Annotated in this window: 13 protein-coding genes; 4 read left to right on the plus strand and 9 right to left on the minus strand. The window is 74.9% G+C overall.

Going from position 1 to position 13418, the window contains the following annotated elements:
- Window positions 1-59 precede the first annotated feature (59 nt).
- Window positions 60-572, minus strand: coding sequence for a peptide-methionine (S)-S-oxide reductase MsrA (gene msrA / locus OG896_RS32280; protein ID WP_329370987.1), 513 nt, complete (start codon window positions 570-572; stop codon window positions 60-62).
- Between the two features lie 205 nt (window positions 573-777).
- On the opposite strand from msrA, the gene OG896_RS32285 reads away from it, so the two are divergent.
- Both OG896_RS32285 and OG896_RS32290 read left to right on the plus strand, forming a co-directional pair.
- On the plus strand, window positions 778-1371 hold the full coding sequence (locus OG896_RS32285; RefSeq protein WP_329370989.1) for a COG4315 family predicted lipoprotein: 594 nt from the start codon (window positions 778-780) through the stop codon (window positions 1369-1371).
- A 5-nt stretch (window positions 1372-1376) separates the two neighbouring features.
- Entirely contained in the window at window positions 1377-1979 is a 603-nt protein-coding gene (locus tag OG896_RS32290; RefSeq protein WP_329370991.1) for a DUF6529 family protein, read from the plus strand.
- 69 nt (window positions 1980-2048) lie between these two features.
- On the opposite strand, the gene OG896_RS32295 is transcribed toward OG896_RS32290, so the two are convergent.
- From OG896_RS32295 to OG896_RS32305, 3 genes are read right to left on the minus strand one after another with little or no spacing between them, the layout of a single operon-like run.
- Window positions 2049-3065: an NAD(P)/FAD-dependent oxidoreductase gene (locus OG896_RS32295; protein ID WP_329370992.1), complete on the minus strand. Its 1017-nt coding sequence runs from the start codon at window positions 3063-3065 to the stop codon at window positions 2049-2051.
- Window positions 3062-3622, minus strand: a complete 561-nt coding sequence (locus OG896_RS32300; protein WP_329370994.1) for an isoprenylcysteine carboxyl methyltransferase family protein — start codon at window positions 3620-3622, stop codon at window positions 3062-3064. Before OG896_RS32300 ends, OG896_RS32295 begins: the two co-directional genes overlap by 4 nt.
- A 7-nt stretch (window positions 3623-3629) precedes the next feature.
- The gene (locus OG896_RS32305) at window positions 3630-4703 is read right to left on the minus strand and encodes a type III polyketide synthase (protein WP_329370997.1); all 1074 of its coding nucleotides are present in this window, start codon (window positions 4701-4703) and stop codon (window positions 3630-3632) included.
- Between the two features lie 196 nt (window positions 4704-4899).
- Here OG896_RS32305 and OG896_RS32310 point away from each other — a divergent pair, with 196 nt between their 5' ends.
- Window positions 4900-5754 carry a UbiA family prenyltransferase gene (locus tag OG896_RS32310; protein WP_329370999.1) on the plus strand — a complete coding sequence of 285 codons (855 nt, stop codon included), beginning with the start codon at window positions 4900-4902 and terminating at the stop codon, window positions 5752-5754.
- Window positions 5755-5802: 48 nt separating this feature from the next.
- Here the strand turns inward: OG896_RS32310 and OG896_RS32315 are convergent, their stop codons facing one another.
- From OG896_RS32315 to OG896_RS32330, 4 genes are all read right to left on the minus strand, one after another.
- A complete protein-coding gene (locus tag OG896_RS32315) occupies window positions 5803-7437 on the minus strand; it encodes a penicillin-binding transpeptidase domain-containing protein (protein WP_329371001.1) in 1635 nt (544 codons plus the stop codon).
- Between the two features lie 182 nt (window positions 7438-7619).
- Window positions 7620-8012: a VOC family protein gene (locus tag OG896_RS32320; protein ID WP_329371003.1), complete on the minus strand. Its 393-nt coding sequence runs from the start codon at window positions 8010-8012 to the stop codon at window positions 7620-7622.
- A 165-nt stretch (window positions 8013-8177) separates the two neighbouring features.
- Window positions 8178-8633, minus strand: a complete 456-nt coding sequence (locus tag OG896_RS32325; RefSeq protein WP_329371005.1) for an SRPBCC family protein — start codon at window positions 8631-8633, stop codon at window positions 8178-8180.
- Between the two features lie 39 nt (window positions 8634-8672).
- On the minus strand, window positions 8673-10238 hold the full coding sequence (locus tag OG896_RS32330) for an SDR family NAD(P)-dependent oxidoreductase (protein ID WP_329371007.1): 1566 nt from the start codon (window positions 10236-10238) through the stop codon (window positions 8673-8675).
- A gap of 285 nt (window positions 10239-10523) precedes the next feature.
- On the opposite strand from OG896_RS32330, the gene fahA reads away from it, so the two are divergent.
- Window positions 10524-11756: a fumarylacetoacetase gene (gene fahA, locus OG896_RS32335; protein WP_329371009.1), complete on the plus strand. Its 1233-nt coding sequence runs from the start codon at window positions 10524-10526 to the stop codon at window positions 11754-11756.
- Between the two features lie 427 nt (window positions 11757-12183).
- Here the strand turns inward: fahA and OG896_RS32340 are convergent, their stop codons facing one another.
- Complete coding sequence (locus OG896_RS32340) at window positions 12184-13257, minus strand: LacI family DNA-binding transcriptional regulator (protein WP_329371012.1); 1074 nt, start codon at window positions 13255-13257, stop codon at window positions 12184-12186.
- Window positions 13258-13418 lie beyond the last annotated feature (161 nt).

Below are 13418 nucleotides of genomic sequence, written 5' to 3' on the forward strand. Positions count from 1 at the left end.
GCACGCACGCCGGGGAGAGGGCGGGGCCTGGCGGCCCCGCCCTCTCGCGGTGTCCGCGGTCAGCCCCTGGCCCGGGCCGGCAGCTTCCAGTTCGGCCGCGGGAAGTGGCAGGTGTACCCGTCGGGGTACCGCTCCAGGTAGTCCTGGTGCTCGGGCTCGGCCTCCCAGAACGGGCCGGCCGGCTCGACCTCCGTGACCACCTTGCCCGGCCACAGACCGGAGGCGTCCACGTCCGCGATGGTGTCCTCGGCGATCCGCTTCTGCTCGTCGTCCACGTAGTAGATCGCCGAGCGGTAGCTGAGGCCGATGTCGTTGCCCTGGCGGTTCTTCGTGCTGGGGTCGTGGACCTGGAAGAAGAACTCCAGCAGCGCGCGGTAGTCGGTCCGCTCGGGGTCGAAGAGGACCTCGATCGCCTCCGCGTGCGTGCCGTGGTTGCGGTAGGTGGCGTTCGGCACGTCGCCACCGGTGTAGCCGACCCGGGTCGCGGTCACGCCCGGCTGCCGGCGGATCAGGTCCTGCATCCCCCAGAAGCACCCGCCGGCCAGTACGGCCCTCTGCGTCTGCGCGGCCATCTCGGTCCTCCCACTCGTGGTCATCACAACTGTCCACCGACGTCAACGCTTGCCGGGCCGGCGCGATTCCATCCAGGGCACGCCGGCTGCGGGAATCCGCCGGAAGGGTGGTCTCGGCGGCGCGTGCGTGCGCCGGGAGCAGGGCGCGCGGCGGCCGGGCGCGACGCTGTGAGCAAATCGCCCAGCTCACCTCTCGGAGCCCCTGATGAAGCGCACCGCCAGGGCGGCCACCTGTGCCGCCGCAGCCCTGTTTGCCGCCGTGCTGACCGGCTGCTCGTCCGGCAGCAGTGCCACCTCAGCCGCCGGTTCGGCGTCCAGCGGCGGTTCCTCCGGGGGCAGCGCGTCGTCCAAGGCGGCCAGCGCGTCCGCCAAGGTGTCCTCCAAGGCGGCCAGCGCCTCCGCCACGGCCAGCGCGGCGATCGCGAAGGGGCAGGCCACCGTCGCCACCAAGACCGAGGGCAAGCTCGGTGCCATCCTGGTCGACGCCAAGGGCCGCACGCTCTACCTGTTCGACGCCGACAAGCAGAAGAACGTCTCCACCTGCACCGGTGCCTGCGCCGCGGCCTGGCCGCCCCTGCTCACCACCAAGGGCGCCGCCAAACCCGGCAAGGGCGCGGACAAGTCGCTGCTCGGCACGGCCAAGCGCTCCGGCGGCGCCACGCAGGTCAGCTACAACGGCCACCCGCTGTACTACTACGTCGGCGACACCAAGGCCGGCCAGACCAACGGGCAGGGCCTCAACCAGTTCGGCGCCCTGTGGTACGTCGTGAACGCCAAGGGCAAGCAGGTCACGAGCTGAGCCGGATGGCGGGCGAGCCCCACGAGGAGCGGCGCGGGCCCGGCGCCCGCGCCGCACTCCTGGCTCTCGGTGTCCTGGTCCCCATCGCGGTCGGCTTCGGGATCTACGCGTTCGGCAAGGAGCACACCCCCGACTACAACAGCGGGATCTACGGGCAGCACGGCACCGACGCGGTCGACCTCAAGGCCCGGCTCGGCAGCGCGCTGCTCTGCCTCGTCCTCATCCAGTACGGGCTCGCGCTGTGGATGTTCGGCCGCATCCCCGGGGTGCGGGCCGCGCCGCATCCGGTGCGCACCGGACACCGCGTGCTCGGCTACTTCCTCTTCCTGTTCTCCCTGCCGATCGCGTTCCACTGCCTCGTCACCTACGGCATCGAGACCAGCTCCCCGCGCGTGGCGATCCACTCGTTCACGGGGTGCGCCTTCTACGGGGCGTTCGTGGCGAAGGTGATCGTGGTCCGCAGCAGGCGGCTGCCCGGGTTCCTGCTCCCGGTCATGGGCTCCCTGCTGCTCGTCGGGGTCGCGCTCCTGTGGTACACCGCGCCCTTGTGGGTGCTCAACGGCTACTCGGTCCCCGGCTTCTCCTCGTCGAGCTACGGCGTGGGCTGAAGCGGTTCGAACCGAGCCGGACCGGTCCGCCCGGGCGCGCCGTCGGCGGGCGGCGCAGCACCGGGCGCCTCACGCGAGCCGGTTCACCACGGCCGCGAACAGCGCCGGGAAGCGCGCCGCGGCGGGCACGATGCGCCGGGCCGTCCCCGGGTTGCCGCGGGCCCGCAGCAGCAGGGTGGTGAGGGCGCGGTGCCGCCGCGACATCGCGCGCCACGCGCGTTCGTACGCCTCCGGCCGGTCGGACCGCACGCAGCGGACGAGTTCCGCGGCGCCGCGCACCGCGAGGGAGACGCCCTCGCCGGTGAGGGCGTCGACGTAGCCGGCGGCGTCGCCGACGAGCAGGACCCGGCCGGCGGCGCGGGCCCGGACCGGCTGCCGCAGGGGCCCGGCGCCGCGCACCGGGGTCGCCGCGGTGGGCGGCAGGCGGGCCGCGAGCGCGGGGAAGGCGGCGAGGTGGTGGTCGAAGGGCGCGCGGTCGCAGGTGAGGAGGGCGACGCCGACCAGGTCGGGCCCGACGGGCGTGACGTACGCCTCCGCGCGGGCGGACCAGTGCACCTCGACGCAGTCGGTCCACGGCGGCACCGCGAAGTGCCGGCGCAGGCCGTAGCGGGCAGGCGCGGGATCGGGCGGTCCGGACAGGCCCAGGGCGCGCCGGATGGGGGAGTGCAGCCCGTCCGCGGCGGCGAGGTAGCGCGCGGCGAGTCCGGCCGCGGTCACCCCGTCCGGGCCCTGCCGTACCGCGTCGATCCGCAACGGCAGCACGGGCACGCCGAGTTGGGCGACCCGGTGGGCGAGCGCGGCGTGCAGCTCGGTGCGCCGCACCCCCCGCCCGGGCCCGGCCCGGAAGTGCGCCTCGGCCTCGTACCGGGCGTCGACGTAGCGGATGCCGCGCAGCGGGCGCCCGCCGACGGCCACCCCGAGGTCGGCCAGCGCGTGTACGGCCGCGGGCATCAGCCCCTCGCCGCACGCCTTGTCCACCGGACCTGGCCGGGGCTCGGCCACCACCACGTCGAGCCCCGCGCGCGCCGCGTGGATCGCGGTGGCCAGCCCGGCCGGCCCGCCCCCGGCGACCAGCAGGTCGATCACGGCGCGGCCACCGCGACGGCCGGCGCCGCGTCGGGGGCGAGCGCCAGCGCCGCGTTCTCGCAGCGCAGCCGGACCGCGAGCAGTGGCGCGTCGAGCAGCGTGAAGCAGATCGCGGTGATCCAGGCGCCGTGCACCAGCGGCAGCGCCGCGCCCTCGACGACGACCGCGAGGTAGTTGGGGTGGCTCATCCACCGGTACGGTCCGCCGTCCACCAGCGGCAGCCCCGGCACCACGATCACCCGGGTGTTCCAGCGCGGCCCGAGCGTGCGGATGCACCACCAGCGCAACGCCTGCGCGGCCAGCGCGAGTACGAGCATCGGCCAGCCGAGCGCGGGCACGAACGGCCGCCCGCCCCACCCGGTCTCCACCAGGCACCCGGCCAGCAGACCGGTGTGCAGCAGCACCATCACCGGGTAGTGGCCGCGGCCGTGCTCGACGCCGCCGCGGGCATGGCTCCACGCCGCGTTGCGCCGCGCGGTGGCCAGTTCGGCCAGCCGCTCGGCGGCGACCAGCAGCACCAGCACGGTGTACGCGGTGGACGGGGCGAACGAGGTCATCGGCGGCCTACCAACGGAGAAGGACGAGTTCGGAGCTGAAGCCCGGGCCCATCGAGAGCATCAGGCCGGGGGTGCCGGGCAGCGGCGGGCGCCGGTCCAGGGTGTCGCGCAGGATGTGCAGCACGGACGCGGAGGAGAGGTTGCCGACCTCCGCGAGCGAGCGCCACGTCAACTCCAGGGCGCGCGCGGGCAGATCGAGGGTCTCCCGGACCGCCTCCAGCACCTTCGGGCCGCCCGGGTGGCAGATCCAGCCCGTGACGTCCGCCGGTTTCAGGTCGTGGTCGGTGAGGAACTCCCTGACCTCCGGGCCGAGATGGCGCAGCACCGTGTCCGGCAGGTCGCTGCCCAGGACGATCCGGAAGCCGCTGTCGGCGATGTCCCAGCCGAGCAGGCGTTCGGTGTCCGGGTAGAGGTGGCTGCGGGTCGCCACCGTTTCCGGGCCCTGCTCGGGGCCCCGTGCCCGCGCCGCCGGGTGCTCCCGGCCGACCGCCACCAGCGCGGCGGCGCCGTCGCCGAAGAGGGAACTCGCCACCACGTTCGCGGCGGACGGGTCGCCGCGTTGCACCGTCAGCGAGCACAACTCCACGCAGAGCAGCACCGCCACGCCGTGCGGGTGCCCTTCGAGGTAGTCGTGCACCCGGGCGAGTCCCGCGGCTCCCGCGACGCAGCCCAACCCGAAGATCGGGACGCGCTTGACGTGCGCGGGCAGCCCCCACCGGGCGGCCAGCCGCGCCTCGATCGACGGCACCGCAAGGCCCGTCACCGACGTCGACACCACCAACTCCACGTCGGCGGCGGCGATGTCCGCGCGGTGCAGGGCGCCCCTGACGGCCTCCTGCGCCAACTCCGTCGCCGCGCTGACGTAAGCGGCGTTCGCCTCGCCGAACCCGCCCAACGTGCGGTACCGCTCCAACGGCATCGCCAGGTACCTGTACTTCACCGTGGACGCCGCGTGGATACGGTCCAGCACGCCCCGGCCCTCCGGGCCCACCGCTCCCATCTCCACGAGGGCATCCCTGATTTCGTGCTGCGGGTACCGGTACGGCGGCAGCACCGCGTGGACGCCCACGATTCGGCTCATTGCCTCAGCATAGGAAGGACGGCGGCAAATCCGTCCAAACGTGGCCGTATCAACCCGCCGGGCTGCCCCGTTCCGCCGTTCCGGAACCTGGCGGCCGGTGCGGGGGCCGGGGGCGCGGTACTCCCACGGAGGGCGTGAGCCGTGGTGACGGCGAGCCGTCACGGCGTGCGGGAGCCCCGCCGCCTAGCGTGGTGGGGTGGCGGTCGACGCGGGTGCGGGTACGGGCGGGGTGGCGTGGGGGCTGGTGAAGGCGTCCCATCCGGAGCCGACCGTGGCGGTGACGGTGCTGGTGACGGCGCTCGCCGGGGCGTCGGGGCGGGGTGCGGGCGGCTGCGGGCTGGTCGCGGCGGCGGTGCTGAGCGGTCAGGCGTCGGTGGGCTGGTGCAACGACGTCGTGGACGTCGAACGGGACCGGGCGGCGGGCCGCACGGACAAGCCGCTGGCGGCGGGGGCTCCGACACGCGGCATGGCGGCGGCCGCGGCCGCCGGGGCGCTCGCCGTGTGCGTCGTGGCCTCGCTGGCCTGCGGGTTGGCGGCCGGCGCCGCGCACCTGACCGGGGTCGCGGCGGCATGGGCGTACAACCTCGGCGTGAAGCGCACCGCGCTGTCGTGGCTGCCGTACGCCGTCGGGTTCGGGCTGCTGCCCGCGTTCGTGACGCTGGGCCTGCCCGGGCACCCGGGTCCGCCGGGCTGGGCGGTCGCGGCGGGCGCGCTGCTCGGCGTCGGCGCCCACGTCACGAACGTGCTGCCGGACATCGACGCGGACCTGGCCGCGGGCGTGCGCGGCCTGCCGCAGCGGATCGGGCGGCGCCGCGGCCGCCTGCTCGCCCCGGTGCCGCTGCTGGCCGCGGCCGCGGTCCTCGTCTTCGGCCCGCCGGGGCCGGCCGGTCGCGCCGGGTGGGCGGCGCTCGCCGTGACCGGCGTGCTGGCGGTCGCCACGGTCCGCACCGCGGGCGCGGGCCCGCACAGCCGGCTGCCGTTCCTCACCACCTTGGCGATGGCGGTCACCGCCGTCACGCTGCTCCTCCTGCACGGCGACGCGCTGGCCTGACCGTACGGGCGGCGCGGGCCGGTCGCGCCGCCCGTACGGCCTCGCCGGTCAGGACGCCCGCAGCACCTGCGCCACGATCGGCCCCGCGGAGGTGTTGCCGAACCCGGCGTCATGGACGACCGCGGCCACCGCCACGCCGCCCGCGTACGCGGTGAACCAGCCGTTGGTGGCGGCCTGGCCGTCGACCTCGGCCGAGCCGGTCTTCGCGCCCGAGTCGGAGCCGAAGCCGCTCATGACGCCGGTGGCGGTGCCGTTCGTGATGGCGGCGCGCATCAGCTGCCGCAGATCGCCCGACACCCGGGAACCGACGCCGGCCGCGGAGATCCGGCCGTCGATCATGCTCGCGGCCACGATCCGCGGCTCGTGGAAGCTGCCGGTGGCCGCCGTGGCGGCGACCGACGCCATGATCATCGGGTTCGCCACCACCTTGCCCTGCCCGATCATCTCGGAGGTCAGCTCGTCGGGCCCGCTGCCGTCGGGGAAGCTCGGCTGGTCGTTCGGAGTGGCGGTGCCGATGTTCCACGGCTGGGTGAGCCCGAACTGGGCGGCGGTGTCCCGCAGTCCGGTGGCGCCGAGCTTGGGCGCCTGCGTGATGAAGCCGGTGTTGCAGGAGTTCGCGAAGTCCCAGCGCAGATCGGCGTTCGCGTTCTGCAGGCTCGGCGAGTCGTTCTTGTACATACGGCCGTTGGCCACGTTGTCCGTGCTCTTGCACCGGGCGGGCGAGTCGGGCCCCATGCCGCGTTCGAGCAGCGCGGCGGACGTGACGATCTTCATCGTGGAGCCGGGGGCGTCCGCGCCCTGGAGCGCGATGTCGGTGCCGCCCGGGTCGCTGTTGGCGACCGCCAGGATGGTGCCGTCGTAGATGTCGAGCGCGGTGACCCCGGCGCCGTTCTTGCCCTTCACCGCCTTCTCCGCGGCGGCCTGCACGCCCGCGTCCAGCGTCGTCGGGAGCTTCTTGCTCTTGCCCTTGCGCAGCACCTTCAGCACCTTCCCGGCAGACCCGTCGCTGTGCTGCACGTAGGTCTCGATGCCCGCGGTGCCGCCCTTGACCTGGTCGCCGTGGCGGGACTTGAGGTCCTCGATGATCCGGGCCAGCGACGGGTAGCTCTTGCCGGTGAGCACCTTGCCGTGCCGGTCGGTGACATCGACCCCGGGCGACTTCGCGGTCCCGGTGACCACCGAGTCACCGTCCGCCAGCGCCGGGTTGAGCACGGAGGGCTTCCACGTGACGGCCACGTCGCCGGTGGAGTCGCGGTCCACGGTGAGCGCCGAGGCGTACGTCCAGGTGGACGTGATGCCGTCGTACGACAGGCGCGCGGTGACCGTGAACGACGCTCCCCCGGACGCACCGGTGGTCGGGGCGATGCCGCTGATCGCCACCGACGTGACGTGGCCCTGCTGCTGGAAGTCGGTGAGGTCGGTCATCGCGGCGTCCGCCGCGTCCGTGGCGGCCGCCGCCTTCGCGGTCTGGCCGGCGGCCCACGCGGTCAGGAACGTGTGGGCCGTGTCGGCGACCTGCTGGGCCGTCGGCGGCTTCGGGGCCGACGTCGGGTCCGTGTTCGCCACGGTGTGCGTGCCCCCGCCACCCCCCGAGCCGTCCAGCGCCGTGTACATGTTGTAGGCGCCGTAGCCGGCCACGCCGAACATCCCGGCGCAGACGGCGCCGATGATGCCTATCTTCACTCCTCTTGCAACGGGCACGGCCCGATCCCCCCTCGTGTGTGGACACCCCCGCGCGGAACGTTCCTGCGCGGCACAAGCGTATTGCGCGAGCGCGCCGCGCCCGCCCCTCCCGGGCAGCCGCGTTCCGCCGGTCGCGGGACCACCTGCCGGCGGGCGGCGGCGCTGCTTCCGCTCCCTTCGGTCTACGCGCCGGCGGCGTGGAAGAACTCCCAGTGGTGGCCGTCGAGATCGAAGAAGGACCGGGTGTACATCGGGCTGTTCTCGTTGGTCTGCTCGGCGGTCCGGCCGCCGCCCGCGAGGGCCGCCTCGGCGATCCGGTCGACGTCCTGCCGGGTGTCGAGGAGGAGCGCGACGATCGCCTCGCTGGAGGTCGCGGTGTCGGTGACGGCCTTGCCGGTGAACTTCCGGAAGTAGGGCTCGGTCAGCAGCATCGCGTAGATGTCGTCGCTGATGACCATGCACGCGGCCTTGTCGTCGGTGAAGTCCGGGTTGAAGGTGAAGCCGAGGCCGGTGAAGAAGCCCATCGACCGGGAGAGGTCCTTGACCGGGAGGTTGACGAAGATCTTGGTGGACATGGGGCCTGCTTCCAGGGTGCGGCGCGGGTGTGCGCGTGCGGCCGGGTGCCGTACACCGGGGTAGACCGCTCCGGTCGGCGGAACTCATCGACGCGACCGGCGAAGGCTCTCCGGAAGGCCCTCCGCGCCGCCGTCCCGGGAAGTCGGCGCCGCCGCCCCGGAAGCTCAGGGGCGCCCCGCGAGCAGCGTGTCCAGGACCCGGCCGAAGACCAACCGCCCGGCGAGGGACGTCACCGGGTCGAAGAGGGCGCCCGGCAGCCCGCGTACGCGCAGGTCCTCGCGCCAGCACACGCGGGAGCCGGTGCGGGTGGCGCCGGCCGCCGGCCCCACCTCGATCTCGGCCCAGCCGACGACCACCCGCCCGGTCTTCACCAGCCGGCACCGCCCGTGCCCGTCGCCCCCCGGCGGCTGCCACACCTCGACCCGCATCGGGTCGGCGAAACCGGCCCGGCCGACCGCGGTGCGCGCCACGAACGCGGTGCCGACCCCCGACGGCGGCGGGGTCAGCACCTCGATACGGGTCAGCGGCACCGTGGCGGAGTGCCGTTCCCACGTGGTGAGCCGCCGCCACGCCTCGGCCGGCGGCAGGGCGCTGGTGCGCTCGATGACGAAGAGGGCCACCCGGCCAGCGTAGGCCGCGCCCTCATCCGCGGCGCGGGCTCACCACGCCGACGGGCGGTAGTCCTTCAGGAAGCAGCCGTACAGGTCCTCGCCCTGCTCGCCGCGCACCACCGGGTCGTAGACGCGGGCGGCGCCGTCGACCAGGTCGAGCGGGGCGTGGAAGCCCTCGGCGGCGAGCCGGACCTTGTCGGGGTGCGGCCGCTCGTCGGTGATCCACCCGGTGTCCACGGCGGTCATGAGGATGCCGTCGGTGTCCAGCATCTCCTGCGCGCTGGTGCGGGTGAGCATGTTGAGCGCGGCCTTGGCCATGTTGGTGTGCGGGTGGCCGGGGCCCTTGTAGCCGCGGCTGAACTGCCCTTCCATGGCGGAGACGTTGACCACGTACTTGCGCCGGGCGGTGGCCGCCGCCATCGCCGGGCGCAGCCGGCTGATCAGCACGAACGGCGCGGTGACGTTGCACAGTTGGACTTCGAGCAGCTCGATCGGGTCGACCTCGCCGACGGTCTGCACCCAGGTGTTGGTGGGGTCGAGGTCGGGCACGAGGCCGCCGGCGTCGATCGCGGTGCCCGCCTCGATCCGGGCGAGCGAGGCGGACCCGCTGACCAGGGCGAGGCCGGTGACCTCGTCGGGGGTGAGCAGTTCGCCGCGCGGCGAGGGCAGCGCGGCCGCGGTCCGCGCACCCGAGCCGAACTCGCCGAACACCTCGGCGGCGGGCAGCTCGCCCGCGGGCAGCGGCGCGGACTCCGCGGCGACCAGCTCGCTGTAGGCACGCGGGGAGCGGCGTACGGTCTGGGCCGCGTTGTTGATGAGGATGTCCAGCGGGCCCGCGGCGGCCACCGAGTCGGCGAGCGCGACCACCTGGGCGGGGTCGCGCAGGTCGATGCCGACGACCTTGAGCCGGTGCAGCCAGTCGGCGCTGTCCGGCATCGCCTTGAAGCGGCGGATCGCGTCGTTCGGGAAGCGGGTGGTGATGGTGGTGTGGGCGCCGTCGCGCAGCAGCCGCAGCGCGATGTACATGCCGATCTTGGCGCGGCCGCCGGTGAGCAGGGCGCGCCGCCCGGTCAGGTCGGTGCGGGCGTCGCGACGGGCCCGGTTCTCGGCCGCGCACGGCGGGCACAGCTGGTGGTAGAACGCGTCAACCTCGACGTAGCGGGTCTTGCAGACGTAGCAGGAGCGGGGCCGCTCCAGGATGCCGGCGATCTCGGTGGTCACGGAGGTGCTGAGCTGGATGCCGAGCGTCTCGTCGTCGATCCGGTCGGCGGCGCCGGTGGCGGTGGCCTCGGTGACGGCCTTGTCGTTGGCGGTCTTGGCGGCCCGGCGCTCCTGGCGGCGGCGCTGCTTCACCGTGCGGTAGATCCCGGCGGTGGCCCGGCGTACGGCGACGGCGTCGGGGTGGTCGACGGGGAGGTCGTCCAGCTCGGCGAGCACGGCGAGGCACTGGGCGAGGCGGGCCGGGTCGATACCGGGGGCCTGCGGGGGCTCGGCGGCGTGGGGGTCGGTGCCCGGGGCCGTACCCGGGGCCGCGCCCTGGGCCGGGAACTGCTCCGGGGCCCGGAACCGGTCCGGGTCCGGGGTCTGGTCCAGGTCCTGTGTGGTCGCCGTCATGAAACCGCTGCTCTCCGTGTGATCCCCGTGGGTGCCGGGCCCCGCGTTCCCCGCCCGGTCATTGGGGCGAACTTTACGTTTGCGGTGCGGGCAGCTCCAAACCCGTTCTCGGCGCACGCACCGCGCGGGCGCCGAGCCGTGCCCGCCTACGGCACCGGAGCCGGGCCGGGCCCGCCCGGAGCCCGAGGCCCGAGGCCCGAGGCCCGGCGGTATCCTCGGGGCGTTTGCATGATCACGTCGCGCGAGCGCGCCGTGTGATCACCGCCGGCCGCCCGTGGAGGTCCGTTGAGCCCCGCCGACCCGTTCGACCTCCCGCACGACGCGCTGTTCGGGGTGCACAACCTGCCGTACGGCGTCTTCAGCACCGCCGGCGACCCCCGGCGGCGGCTCGGGGTCCGCTACGGGGAGCACGTACTCGACGCGGGTGCGGCCGCCCGCGCCACCGGTGCGCCCGCCGACCTCGCCGAGCTGCTGGCCGCGCCGTCGCTGAACCCGCTGCTGGCCGCGGGCCGGCCGGCCTGGACGCGGGTACGGGCCGAGGTCACCGCGTGGCTGACCGAGCAGCGGCACCGCGCCGCCGTGGCGCCCTGCCTGGTCCCGCTCCCGGACACGGTCCCGTACCTGCCGTTCGAGGTCGCGGACTACGCCGACTTCTACGCCTCGGAGCACCACGCCTCCAACGTCGGCCGGATCTTCCGCCCGGGCGCCGACGCGCTGCCGCCGAACTGGAAGTACATGCCGATCGGCTACCACGGCCGGGCGGGCACCGTGGTGGTCTCCGGCACCGACGTCGTACGGCCCTGCGGGCAGCGCCGCGAGCCCGGCGAGCAGGTGCCCTCCTACGGGCCCTCGCTGCGGCTGGACATCGAGGCCGAGGTGGGCTTCGTGGTCGGCGCGCCCTCCGCGCAGGGCGAGCGGGTCGCGCTCGCCGACGCCGACGACCACGTCTTCGGGCTGTGCCTGCTCAACGACTGGTCGGCGCGGGACATCCAGGCGTGGGAGTACGTCCCGCTCGGCCCCATGCTCGGGAAGTCCTTCGCCACGTCCGTCTCCGCGTGGGTGACGCCGCTCGACGCGCTGCGGCACGCCCGCACCTCCCCGCCGCCGCGCGATCCCCGTCCGCCGGCCTACCTCGACGACGGCGCCGCGCGGCCGTCGGCCCTCGACATCGCGATCGAGGTACGGCTGAACGGGCATCTCGTCGCGCGGCCGCCGTTCGCCACGATGTACTGGACCTACCCGCAGATGGTGGCGCACCTCACGGTGAACGGGGCGAGCCTGCGGACCGGGGACCTCTTCGGGTCGGGCACCGTCAGCGGACCCGAGCGCGACACCCGCGGCGCGCTCATCGAGCTCACCTGGAACGGGGAGGAGCCGCTGCGCCTCCCCGACGGCTCCCAGCGGTCCTTCCTCCACGACGGCGACGAGGTCGTCCTCTCCGCGACCGCCCCCGGCCCGGCCGGCACCCGCCTCGCCCTCGCCGAAGTCCGCACCCGCGTCCTCCCTCCCCACCCCTGACCCCCGGCGCCCCCGGCGAAGCTCCGGGGGAGGGCCGCGCGATCAACGCGTACCGCGCGCCGCCGCAAGGGCCCGGGGCCGGGGAGCCGCACGGGCGAGCCAGTCGGCCCGCGCCGCCACCAGCGCGGGCCGCACCTCACGGTCGGGACGCCGCGCCGGCCGCCTGAGGTCCGAGGCGAGCCCGTCAGATCCGCCGGCGCGAGATCGGTGAGCCGACTCTCCCCGCACACACGCACACACGCACACACGCACACACGCACACACGCACATCGACCACCGGCAACGCTTGCCTGAGGCGGTTCCGCACACGGTGCGCCCGGCAACGCGCGTGATGGTGCGCCGTCCCCCCGGGCCGCGGGAAACGGTGCGTGCGGCCACCCCAGCGGCAGGCGGTCCCGTGAGCGGCGGGGCTGGGCGGCCCGCGGGGTCAGGGGACCCTGGGGGGAGCGGTGCTGTCGCGGAGGACGAGTTCGCTGGCCACTTCGACGCGGGTGGTCTCGGGGACCTGGCCCGCGAGGAGTTGGAGGACCATGCGGGTGGCGACCGCGGCCATCTCCGGCAGCGGGGTGCGCACGGTGGTGAGCCGCGGGGTGACCCAGTCCGCGAAGTCGAGGTCGTCGAAGCCGACCACGCTCAGGTCGGCCGGCACGCGCAGCCCGAGGCGGTCGGCGGCGCGGTAGGTGCTGAGCGCCTGCTGGTCGCTGCCGGCGAAGATCGCGGTGGGGCGGTCCGGAAGGCGCAGCAGGTCGAGCGCGTGCTCGTACGCGGGCCCGTGCGAGAAGTCGCCGTAGCGGACCAGTTCGGGGTCGAAGGGCAGCCCGCCCTCGTCGAGCGCGGAGCGGTACCCGTCGACGCGGGCGCGCGAGGCGAGCCGGTCCGGGGGCCCGCCGATCACCGCGATCCTGCGGTGCCCCAGCCGGACCAGGTGCCGGGTGGCCGCGAGCCCGCCGGGCCAGTTGGTCGCCCCCACCCAGGGCACGCCGGGCGGCGGCTCCTCCGCGGGCGCGATCAGCGCGAACGGCAGCCCCAGCCGCCCCAGTTCGACCCGCTGCGCGTCCGTCAGCCCGGGCACGACGAGGATCGCGCCGCGGGTCGGCCGGTTGGCCAGTGCCTCCAGCCAGTTCCGGGCCTGCCCACTCTCGCTCTCGTGCGCCGCCGACACCACCAGGCCCATGCCGACCGCGTGCAGCGCCTCCTCGGCTCCGCGCACCAGCTGGACCGCCCAGGGACCGTCCAGTTCCCCGATCACGAAGTCGATCAGCCCGCCGGCCGCCAGCGCGGTCGGTACGGCCCGCCCGCGCGGCGCGGTCCCGTACCCGTGCTGCTCCAGCAGCCGCTGCACCCGCGCCCGGGTGCGCGAGGCGACATCCGAGCGCCCGTGCAGCACCTTCGAGACCGTGGACACGGACACGCCCGCCTCGGCAGCCACCCGCGCCAGCCCGCCGGCGCCGCCTTCGCCGCCCGCGCCGCCCGCCTCCTCGGGTTCCGTGTCCCGCGCCATCGATCCCGTGCCCTTCGCCCGCAGCCTCGCCGTACCTGCCTGTCGGAGCAGTATCGCGAACCCGGCGCGGCGGCGGGCCCGCGGCACTCCCGGCGAACCCCGGCGGCCCGGGCGGCGTTGTCCTACCGTGGAAGGGCGGCACGGCGGCGGACCGGACGGGA

Origin of the sequence: Streptomyces sp. NBC_00669 (genome assembly GCF_036226785.1) — a bacterium.
In the GTDB taxonomy this organism is placed as follows: Bacteria; Actinomycetota; Actinomycetes; order Streptomycetales; family Streptomycetaceae; genus Actinacidiphila.

Bases quoted from the DNA above. Each gene is read 5' to 3' on its own strand.
- msrA (WP_329370987.1), bottom strand. From the start codon at position 572: ATGGCCGCGCAGACGCAGAGGGCCGTACTGGCCGGCGGGTGCTTCTGG.
- OG896_RS32330 (WP_329371007.1), bottom strand. From the start codon at position 10,238: ATGACGGCGACCACACAGGACCTGGACCAGACCCCGGACCCGGACCGG.
- OG896_RS32320 (WP_329371003.1), bottom strand. From the start codon at position 8,012: ATGTCCACCAAGATCTTCGTCAACCTCCCGGTCAAGGACCTCTCCCGG.
- OG896_RS32340 (WP_329371012.1), bottom strand. From the start codon at position 13,257: ATGGCGCGGGACACGGAACCCGAGGAGGCGGGCGGCGCGGGCGGCGAA.
- OG896_RS32285 (WP_329370989.1), top strand. From the start codon at position 778: ATGAAGCGCACCGCCAGGGCGGCCACCTGTGCCGCCGCAGCCCTGTTT.
- OG896_RS32305 (WP_329370997.1), bottom strand. From the start codon at position 4,703: ATGAGCCGAATCGTGGGCGTCCACGCGGTGCTGCCGCCGTACCGGTAC.
- OG896_RS32290 (WP_329370991.1), top strand. From the start codon at position 1,377: ATGGCGGGCGAGCCCCACGAGGAGCGGCGCGGGCCCGGCGCCCGCGCC.
- OG896_RS32300 (WP_329370994.1), bottom strand. From the start codon at position 3,622: ATGACCTCGTTCGCCCCGTCCACCGCGTACACCGTGCTGGTGCTGCTG.